The organism is Erysipelatoclostridium sp. An173, from assembly GCF_002160495.1.
GTDB classification, from domain to species: Bacteria; Bacillota_I; Bacilli_A; order Erysipelotrichales; family Coprobacillaceae; genus Thomasclavelia; species Thomasclavelia merdavium.
On record NZ_NFKR01000058.1, the window covers coordinates 1 to 9620 of the forward strand.

The following is a 9620-nucleotide window of genomic DNA, read 5'->3' on the forward strand; positions in this document are numbered from 1 at the left end:
TAATGATTACCTCCTGAAGCCATTATAAAAAATTATCCCGAATTTTACTTGATTTTTCATTGGAAAAACCTGTTTTTCGGGATAATCAATAATTCGGGATAAGTGGTGTGAGAGGACGAGAATAAATAAGCTTTTATTTATTTTCTCCTACTCGATTTGTAAATATTATTTACAAAATTATGTTAATATAACTTATTTTTTATGAATATGATTTTAAAGTACTTAGATACTATTTTGATAGCTATTTGTTTTTGTTATTCTTTTTTCAAGGAGGAACAAAGACATGGATGGTTTATTAAAAAGAGTAGAAAAAAGAAGTTTACTTAAGTGTTATAAAAATAGTTATTTAAGTTATTTTTTGATGTATAACTTTTATTATTTATCATGGGCATTATTTAGTGCTCTTATTTCAGTGTATTTAATGGATCGGGGTTTTAAAGCCAGCGATGTTTCTTTAGTAGTATCAGCTTCATTTTTAACTTCGATGATAACACAACCAATTATTGGAAAATGGAATGATGAATTTGATATTAAGAAAGTTAATGCTATTTTATTTGTTATTGTAGCTATAGGTGGTATTGTATTTATGGTATCTAATAGCTTGTTTATGATTGCTGTTAGTTATAGTGTTGTATTAATGATGATCAATGGTGTTAACCCAGTAATGGAAAAAATTGCGACAGCTTCACCATATCAATATGGAAAAATTAGAATTTGGGGAACAATTGGTTATGCTTTAGGTTCTCAATTTGCAGGAATACTGTATGATTTAGTAGCTCCACAAGCTATTTTTATTGTTTTTGTTTTAACAATGATTTTATGTATAATTGGGCTGGTTGGGACTGAGCCGGATATAAAAAAAGAAGCTGCTAACGAAAATGAAAAAGTAAAGACAATGACGCTTTTTAAAAATAAAAAGTTTGTTTATTATTTAGCTATATGTGCAATTTTTTATGGTGTTACTAATATGTCAAATACCTTTGTTCCTTCAATGCTGACGGATAAAGGGTTAGATGTTGATGTTACATCGACTATTTTATCAATTGCAGTATTTTGTGAAGCACCTTTAGTTTTATTTTCTAATCGTTTTATGGATAAAATTGCAAATAAAACTTTATTAATTATTTCTATTAGTATGGTTTGTTTACAATGTGCGGTATATGGTTTTGATTTACCATTGATCTTTATTTTGTTGATAATATTTTTAGCTAAACATCCTTCAGGAATGTTGTATATTATGATAAATTTAAAAGTTATTAATACTTTAATTGATGAAAATCAGCAAATTACTGCTTTGGCATATGTAGCAACATTGAAGAATTTAGTAGCTATTATTTTTCAAAATGTTGCTGGTAATATCTTAGATGTAACTACATATTCTAATCTTTATCTAATTTGTTTTGGGTGGATGTTAGTTGCTTTGATTTTAGTTATTTTCTTTAAAATAAGTAGTGGTAACGATAAAAAATTATTTAATTAGGGCTAAAAAAAATTTTGGTAATTAGAAAAAATAAAAGAAAAAACCTCTTTTGTAAATGTATATAAATAGCAAAGGAGGTTTTTTATGAAAGAAACTGGTAAGAAGATTTATGATTTTAAAAGTGATGTTCTATTTAAATATTCTTTAGCTGATGATAAAGATTATGATTGTCGTTATTTATTAAAACTGTTTATTGAAGGTATTTTAAATATTCAATGTCAGGATATCAAAGTTTTGAATCCCGATTTAAGTCGTGACCATGTTGAAGATAAAGATATGATCTTAGATATTAGAGTAACTGTTGCATCGGGTGAGCAGATTGATATTGAGATGCAAAATTCTTCTTTTTCTGTTAGTCGACGTCATCGTTTTCAACTCTATGGAGCTAAAATGCTTACATATCAAGAAAAAAAGGGAAATAAATATCAATTTATTAATCCGGTCTATCAAATTATTTTTATCAATGATATAGATAGTGATAATCTACAGCTTTATGATACATATCAAAGTAGAAATAAAGAAGGTAAATTAGAAAAGAATAATCTGATGAATCGAGTATATGTTCAAGTGCCGTATATCAATGTCATAAAGCAGTATAAAGAACTAGATGAATTCAGTGAATTAGAACTAGCGATCTATATATTTGCAAACGGAATAACAGATGATATAATGAAACTGAAAGAATCGAAGGTGATTGGAATAATGAAAGACAAGATGGAAAGATTTAATCAGGATGATGAACTAAGATTAGCAGCATATAATCGGGAACTGAATATTTATGCCCATGAAATGGAACTCGAAGAAAATTATCAAAATGGAAAAGCAGAAGGGAAAAAAGAGGGAATAGAAGAAGGAATGGAAATCGGTAAAGAAGAAGGGATTTTGCTTGAAAAAAGGAATCTGACACTTCAGTTATTTAAATCAAAATTTCCCAATGAAGATGATAATTTTTTAAGTAATTTAGAAGTTAAAGAGTATGATATTATTTTTAAAATGCTGTTAGAGAGTCAATCACTGGAAAAAATCAAAGATGCAATAAAAAGATAAATTTAAAAATAGTGTTGTTTTAAATATTGACAACACTATTTTTTATTAAATCTATAAATGGAGTTAATTTGTTTTTATTGATTTTTAAATAAGAGATGTAATACATTATTTTCATTTGGTTATCGATAATAGGAATTAAAACCCTATTGTTTCCATCGTGACGATAGTGCCTAACTAAGCGGGTAGTTGTTGTAATGACATTTGGATCATTTAAAGCCTGGCAAAAAATGAAATAATCAGTATAAATGGTAAAATTGATAGTTTTTTGTAATTCTTCCCAATATGGTTTTTGTTTCTTTGTATAATAATAGCCCGGAATATAAAAACGCGTTATTTCTTTAATGCGTGTATCTTGTAAAGAAATCGAACTTTCTTTAGCAAGGGGATGACTTTTATCAACTGATAAATACATTCTTTCTTCGACAAAAGGAATACTTTCTATTTCTAAATGATTAAGTGGTTTACTGGAAATAGTTAGATCGTATTTTTCATCTAATAATACTTTAATTTCATCAGTGTTTGATAAGTAGCTTTCGTATTGAATTTCATTAATGATTGATGAAAAAAAGGGAGCACAATACCACATAGGTCCTGGATCACAAAAACCGATTTTAGTTTTAAGATATTTTTGTTTATAATTGATTAGTTCTTCTTTCATGACTTCGCTTTGATTTAGAATCAAATTAGCGTGTTTTAAAGCAATCTTTCCTGCTTCATTTAAAATAATTTTGTTTTTAGTATGATCGAATAGTTGAATTTCTAATTCAGTTTCTAATTTTTTTAAACTAGTACTTAAAGCAGGTTGTGAGATATGTAGTTTTTTAGAAGCAATTGAAATTGAATTGTTTTCAGCGATGGCTTTAAATTGGATCAATTGAGTTAATTCCACAAGTAATACCTCCAGTATAAATTTTATTTAATCTAGATTAAAGATAATATAATGTTAAAATCTATGTTTATATAGTATCATAGTATTTGTAAAAGTTAAACTACATGGAGGTCAGTTATGAAAACTAGAAAAATTGGTAATTTAGAAGTATCGGCTGTAGGAATGGGAATTATGGGCTTTTCACATGGTTATGGTAAAGTTCCTAGCGAGGACTATGCTATTGAAGCAATTCGTAAAGGATATGAAGCTGGATGTACATTTTTTGATACAGCAGAAGGTTATGGTAAAGAACAGTTTTATCCAGGTCATAATGAACAGTTATTAGGAAAAGCAATCAAACCTTTTAGAGATAAAATTGTTTTAGCAACTAAATTTCATCTTGAAGATCAAGATTTACAAACTAGTGAAACATTAGAACAGGTTATTAGACGCCATTTAAATAAATCATTAGAAAATCTTCAAACTGATTATGTGGATTTATATTATTTACATCGTTTAAATGAACAAGTGCCAGTTGAAGATGTAGCGAAAGTGATGAAAAAATTAATTGATGAAGGATTAATTAAAGGCTGGGGATTATCACAAGCAGATGTAGATACATTGAATCGTGGACATCAGATTACTCCAGTAACAGCAGTACAAAGTATTTATTCAATGGTTGAAAGAGATTTGGAAAAAGAAATTTTCCCATATTGTTTAAAACATAATATCGGTGTTGTACCATTTTCACCAATTGCTAGTGGCTTTTTATCAGGAAAAGTTACAGTGGAAACTAAATTTGAAGGTGATGATGTTAGAAAATGGGTACCACAGTTATCAAAAGAAAACATTGTTGCTAATCAACCAATTTTAGATGTTTTAGATAGATTTTCTAAAGAAAAAAATGCAACTAATGCGCAAATTTCATTAGCATGGATGTTACATAAATATCCTAATTGTGTACCAATTCCTGGTTCTAAAAATCAAGAAAGAATTCTTGAAAATTTAAATGCGATGAATGTAGAATTAACTGATGAAGAGTTTAAACAATTAGAAGAAGCTTTAGATGCTTGTACAGTACACGGACATCGTGGTAATGTTGAAAGTGAGAAAAAAACATTCTCAAATAATTGGATAAAAAAATAACAAAGTATGGCAAAACCATACTTTGTTTATTTTAATAATTAGAATTATTTATCACCGAAATATCTATCTAATAATCCTTTAAGAGCTTTACCATGTCTAGCTTCATCACGAGCCATTTCATGAACTGTATCATGGATTGCATCTAAGTTGTTTTTCTTAGCACAAGTAGCTAATTCAACTTTACCAGCAGTTGCTCCGAATTCGCAATCAACACGCCAAGCTAAGTTATCTTTAGTAGTAGCTTTCATGTTAGGTTCTAAATCTTCACCTAATAATTCTGCAAATTTAGATGCATGTTCTGCTTCTTCCCATGCAGCTTTTTCCCAGTATAAACCGATTTCTGGATAACCTTCTCTATGAGCGATTCTAGCCATGCATAAATACATACCTACTTCTGAACATTCACCTTCGAAGTTAGCTTTTAATTGATCGAAGATGTATTTTTTATCTTCTTCAGAAATATCTGGGTTGTTTTTTACTGTTTTTGCATAGATTCCATATTCATGTTCTGCTGCAAGAGTTAATTCTCCTTCAACTTCTTTAAATTTGTCAGCTCCAACGTGACATACTGGACATTCTGCAGGAGCAGCATCTCCTTCATAAACATATCCACAAACTGTACATACAAATTTTGCCATTTTTTTATCCTCCTAATTTTTTATCCACCTAAATTTTACTCATTTTTTATTGTATAGTCAACTCGATTGCACTTTTTTCTAATTGTTTTGAAAATTAAAAATAATTTAATATTTTTTCTAAAGTTTGTTAATAATTAAGAAAAGAGGAATTTAATAAATAGTATCTTATGTATTAATAGAAAATGCTCATTTTGTTGGTAATTTAAAACATGTTGTTTGGCAGGCTTGGGATTTAGCTAAAGAATTATAATATTTATTTTAAAAGAACGATTTATTTTCGTTCTTTTAATTTTTAATAATTTGCATCTAAAAATTATATTTGTTAGAATTAAAGAGCTAGGGGTGAGATAATGGATCGTAAATTATTAGAACAATTAATTACCGTGGTTGATGAAGGATTTGATATTATGCAAGAATATGCTAATAAACCACGCCAGTTTAATGGAATCATGTTATATCCAGTAGAAACCCAGACATTAGAAATTATTGGCCAAAATCCTGGTATTACTGCTTCAAAGATTGCTAAAGAATTAAAGAAAACATTGAGTGCTAGTAGTCAAATTTTAAAGAAACTAGAGCAAAAAGAATTAGTTTCTAGAATTAAAAATCCTCATAATAATCGCGAATATAATTTGTATTTGACTGATGTTAGTAAATCGATTATTGATTTACATAGTGAATTGGATGAAATGATTTATAGTCGTTATCAAGAGGATTTAAAGGATTTAAGTAATGAGGAGATTTTGAATTTTATTAAGGTACAAAAGGCATTGAATAAAGAGTTTTTAAGGGACCTGGAAGAATCTTTTTAGGTTCTTTTTTGTTGCAAAAATTAGGATATTATGTATACTATAGTTAAGCACCTTAACAATAGGGAGGAAATGGAGGAATGACGATGAAATATGATTTTGAAACTTTAATAGATCGTAGTAATAAAGGATCTGGAAAATGGCAAGAAATGAAAGCTATTAACCCTGATGTACCTGTTGGGGTAGCCCCTTTATCAGTAGCTGATGTTGATATTAAGTTAGCACCAGAAATTCAAGAAGGATTAATTGAGTTTTTAAAAGATGATCCAGTATTAGGATATACATCACCAAAAGATGATTATTATGATGCCGTTATTAACTGGATGAAAAATAAATTTAATTATCATGTTGAAAAAGATTGGATCGTTTTATCTAATGGAATCGTTCCAGCTTTAGGTGATGGCGTAGCAGCTTATACTGAAGCAACTGATGGTGTAATTATTTTTACTCCAGTATATTATCCATTTTATAAAGCCATTGAAAACAATGGTCGTAAAGTAGTGAAATGTCCATTAATTAATAATGGTGGTCATTATGAAATTGATTTTGATAAATTTGAAGAACTTGCAAAACAAACAGAAAATACCTTATTAATTTTATGTAGTCCTCATAATCCAATTGGTAGAGTATGGACAAAAGATGAATTAACAAAAATTGCTCAAATCTGTTTAGAAAACAATATTATTATTTTATCTGATGAAATTCATGAAGATTTAACAATGCCTGGTTTTACTCATACACCAATTGCAACTATTAGTGAAGAAGTTGAAAATATTACAATAACTTGCAGCGCTCCTAGTAAAAGTTTTAATATTGCAGGGTTACAAGGTTCTAATATTATTATTAAAAATCCTGAATTACGAGAAAAACTTACTAGTCAACAAGGTAAAAAAGGTTTTCATTCATTAAATACTATTTCTTTTGAAGCTACTAGATTGGCTTATAGTAAAGGTGAAGCCTGGTTAGATGAATTTAAGGAATTAATATATACTAATTATCAATTAGTTGTTGATTTTATTAATAAAAACTTACCAAAAGTTAAAGTTACACCACTTGAAGGTACATATTTAATGTGGCTTGATTTTAGAGCTTATGGTTTAACTTATCAAGAATTAGAAAAAAGAATGCAACATGCTAATTTATACTTAGATGAAGGATATGTCTTTGGTGAAGAAGGACAAGGATTTGAAAGAGTTAATATTGCAACACCTACAAAAGTATTACAAGCAGCATTAGATCGTTTATATGAAGAGTTTAAAGGAGAATAGAAAATGAAAAATGTAGTAAAAACAAATAAAGCCCCAGGAGCAATTGGACCATATAGTCAAGGAATTAATGTTGGTGATTTATATTTCTTTTCAGGACAAATACCATTAAATCCAGAAACTAATGAAATGCCAGAAGGAATTGAAGCACAAGCGCATCAGGCATTAAAGAATGTTAAAGGATTATTAGAAAGTCAAGGATTGGATTTTTCTAATGTTATAAAAACAACAGTATTTTTAGATAACATGGAAGATTTTAATACTGTAAATGAAATTTATGCAACATATTTTGTAGAACCATTTCCAGCAAGAAGTGCTGTTGAGGTAGGGAAACTACCAAAGGGCGCTTTAATTGAAGTTGAAGTAATTGCAAGTAAATAGTTGTTATCAGCATCATTATCGATGCTGATTTTTTGTTTAAATTAGATCAACTTTATTTTTAATTTTTATCGTGATACAATGTGAGTGGGAATAAAAACTATTAATAATTTAATATGATATAATTTAATGTTTTTAAGATTATAGATATGATTTAGTGATGGTATCATTTTTCATTTTATTAAATATAACAATATTTTTATTCGTCAAGAGATATAATCTTGGCGGAGGTAGAAGGAAGTGATATGGATGTGCAAGGAATTATTGAATTACCAAAAGCAGCATGAAAAAGATTTTTCTAATTTTTTTAATTTAAAAGAAATAGATAGTGATGCAGAAATATTATTAAATCAATTTTTAAATAATCCCGAGTATGGATTATCTAGAGTAAGTAATAAAACTCCAATTATTGAAATAGCTAAAGCTATGGGCTTTAAAATATTTACAGCACGATTTAATGATCGAAATCTTTCTGGAACAATAGGTATTTCTAAAAAACTTCAGGGAAAATATGGTAGTGACAAAGTTATTATTTTAAATAATCAAGATACAGATAAGCATATTCTTTTTACTTTGGCACATGAAATAGCACATTATATATTTGATTATATAAGTGATTCGTCAAAAGAATATTCTAATTCATATAGAACTGATGAATCAAAAAATGATAGCGAAATAAGAGCAAATCGTTTTGCTGCTTCATTTCTTATGCCTGCTAGCTCTTTTTCAAATGCTTATAGAGCGCTTTTAAAAGATGGTTTTGATAAAGAAGCGATTATAAAAAAACTATCGGATGATTTTAATGTTCCTGAAACAGCTGTTAAAATCAGAATAGAGGAACTAGAGTTAAATAATGAGTAATTCTAGTAATGGATTGAGTGAGTTTTTTGATGATGATGTAATTGATTTAACGAATATTAATTCTTCAAGAGATTTGCCTCATAAAGAAAAAGATGAAAAAGAATTAGATGATAGAAATAAGATATATTCGACTATTTTAGAAAATTATTCAAAATATTTAAATGATACATTAGTTAATAATAAATTTAATAAAAAATTTTTTTAATTAGTTTGCTTATAATTTTAGGTGTAGTTATAGTAGGTTTTTTTATTTGTATAGTTCTTTTAAAAGATAATATTATAGCTTTGATTACAGCATTTGGTACAGTTATAAGTGCTATAATTGTTATTCCAACAAAGATGGTTGAATATTTATTTAATCCACAAGAAACTCAACAAATTAATGAAGTTATAAAAAATATTCAAGATTATGACAAAGCTGTTAGAGAAGATTTAGCAAAAAAATAAGGCTGTAAATCTTTATAAAATAAAACTGTTGATATCAATAAGGTAGTCAACAGTTTTTTTATACATTATATTTTAAAAGAGCAAAAAAGTAATGTTATTAATATAAAGAAGTATAATTAGTTATAAATTTAAGATTTTTGATGAAATAATTTTGAGATTAATCATAAAAAATTATTAAATTTTTGTGAATGATAAATTACATTTACAATTTTTTTACAAAAAATTATAAAAAAAATATGAATTTATGAATTATACAAAATTATATTACAAATAATTTGATTTTTATCTGTTTTTGCTAAAAAATGGGGCTGTAACGACCTATAAAGAAAAAAAGTAGCAAAAAACGCAAAAATGTACGAGGAATCGTACATTTTTTTTGGTATAATTGAAATATGAAAACAAATAAATTATACAAGAAAGATTATAACTCATATCAACCAACATTACCACTAGATTTTACAGTTTCTTATGACGTTGATATACCCAAGAATGATATTTCAAGAACAGTTAAGAGTATCGTGGAAAGGATAAATTTGGCAAAATATATCGATTTCTCTAACAGAAATACATATGGGTATGATGCTGTCATGATGTTTGAATGTGTCATTTTAGGAAAAACATTAAAAGGATACGTTTCCGTAAGAGAATACGAAGAACTATGCAGATTTGATAACCGGTTTA

11 protein-coding genes and 1 pseudogene are annotated in these 9620 nt (G+C 27.7%); 10 read left to right on the forward strand and 2 right to left on the reverse strand.

Features of this window, described 5'->3' with window-relative positions:
• The first annotated feature begins 283 nt into the window (after positions 1–283).
• The gene (locus B5F09_RS13805; protein ID WP_087374899.1) at positions 284–1480 is read left to right on the forward strand and encodes an MFS transporter; all 1197 of its coding nucleotides are present in this window, start codon (positions 284–286) and stop codon (positions 1478–1480) included.
• 84 nt (positions 1481–1564) lie between these two features.
• Positions 1565–2527 (forward strand): Rpn family recombination-promoting nuclease/putative transposase, encoded by a 963-nt coding sequence (locus B5F09_RS13810; protein WP_087374901.1) that lies wholly within the window; start codon positions 1565–1567, stop codon positions 2525–2527.
• Positions 2528–2546: 19 nt separating this feature from the next.
• Here B5F09_RS13810 and B5F09_RS13815 read toward each other — a convergent pair whose 3' ends face one another.
• Positions 2547–3416, reverse strand: coding sequence for a LysR family transcriptional regulator (locus tag B5F09_RS13815; protein ID WP_143357521.1), 870 nt, complete (start codon positions 3414–3416; stop codon positions 2547–2549).
• A 117-nt stretch (positions 3417–3533) separates the two neighbouring features.
• On the opposite strand from B5F09_RS13815, the gene B5F09_RS13820 reads away from it, so the two are divergent.
• A complete protein-coding gene (locus B5F09_RS13820) occupies positions 3534–4541 on the forward strand; it encodes an aldo/keto reductase (protein ID WP_087374905.1) in 1008 nt (335 codons plus the stop codon).
• Between the two features lie 44 nt (positions 4542–4585).
• Here the strand turns inward: B5F09_RS13820 and B5F09_RS13825 are convergent, their stop codons facing one another.
• Positions 4586–5179 carry a rubredoxin-like domain-containing protein gene (locus tag B5F09_RS13825; RefSeq protein WP_087303376.1) on the reverse strand — a complete coding sequence of 198 codons (594 nt, stop codon included), beginning with the start codon at positions 5177–5179 and terminating at the stop codon, positions 4586–4588.
• A 350-nt stretch (positions 5180–5529) separates the two neighbouring features.
• Here B5F09_RS13825 and B5F09_RS13830 point away from each other — a divergent pair, with 350 nt between their 5' ends.
• The 7 genes and pseudogenes from B5F09_RS13830 to B5F09_RS15085 form a co-directional block, all read left to right on the forward strand.
• A complete protein-coding gene (locus B5F09_RS13830) occupies positions 5530–5991 on the forward strand; it encodes a MarR family transcriptional regulator (RefSeq protein WP_087303374.1) in 462 nt (153 codons plus the stop codon).
• Between the two features lie 83 nt (positions 5992–6074).
• Positions 6075–7256: a MalY/PatB family protein gene (locus tag B5F09_RS13835; protein WP_087374907.1), complete on the forward strand. Its 1182-nt coding sequence runs from the start codon at positions 6075–6077 to the stop codon at positions 7254–7256.
• A 3-nt stretch (positions 7257–7259) separates the two neighbouring features.
• A complete protein-coding gene (locus B5F09_RS13840; protein ID WP_087303370.1) occupies positions 7260–7634 on the forward strand; it encodes a RidA family protein in 375 nt (124 codons plus the stop codon).
• A gap of 246 nt (positions 7635–7880) precedes the next feature.
• Positions 7881–8492 (forward strand): ImmA/IrrE family metallo-endopeptidase, encoded by a 612-nt coding sequence (locus B5F09_RS13845; protein ID WP_087374909.1) that lies wholly within the window; start codon positions 7881–7883, stop codon positions 8490–8492.
• Positions 8485–8697, forward strand: a complete 213-nt coding sequence (locus B5F09_RS13850) for a hypothetical protein (RefSeq protein ID WP_087374911.1) — start codon at positions 8485–8487, stop codon at positions 8695–8697. The genes B5F09_RS13845 and B5F09_RS13850 overlap by 8 nt, the downstream gene beginning before the upstream one ends.
• A gap of 80 nt (positions 8698–8777) precedes the next feature.
• On the forward strand, positions 8778–8939 hold the full coding sequence (locus B5F09_RS14905) for a hypothetical protein (RefSeq protein WP_158095862.1): 162 nt from the start codon (positions 8778–8780) through the stop codon (positions 8937–8939).
• Positions 8940–9331: 392 nt separating this feature from the next.
• A pseudogene (locus tag B5F09_RS15085) lies at positions 9332–9620 on the forward strand (hypothetical protein); the annotation flags it as partial.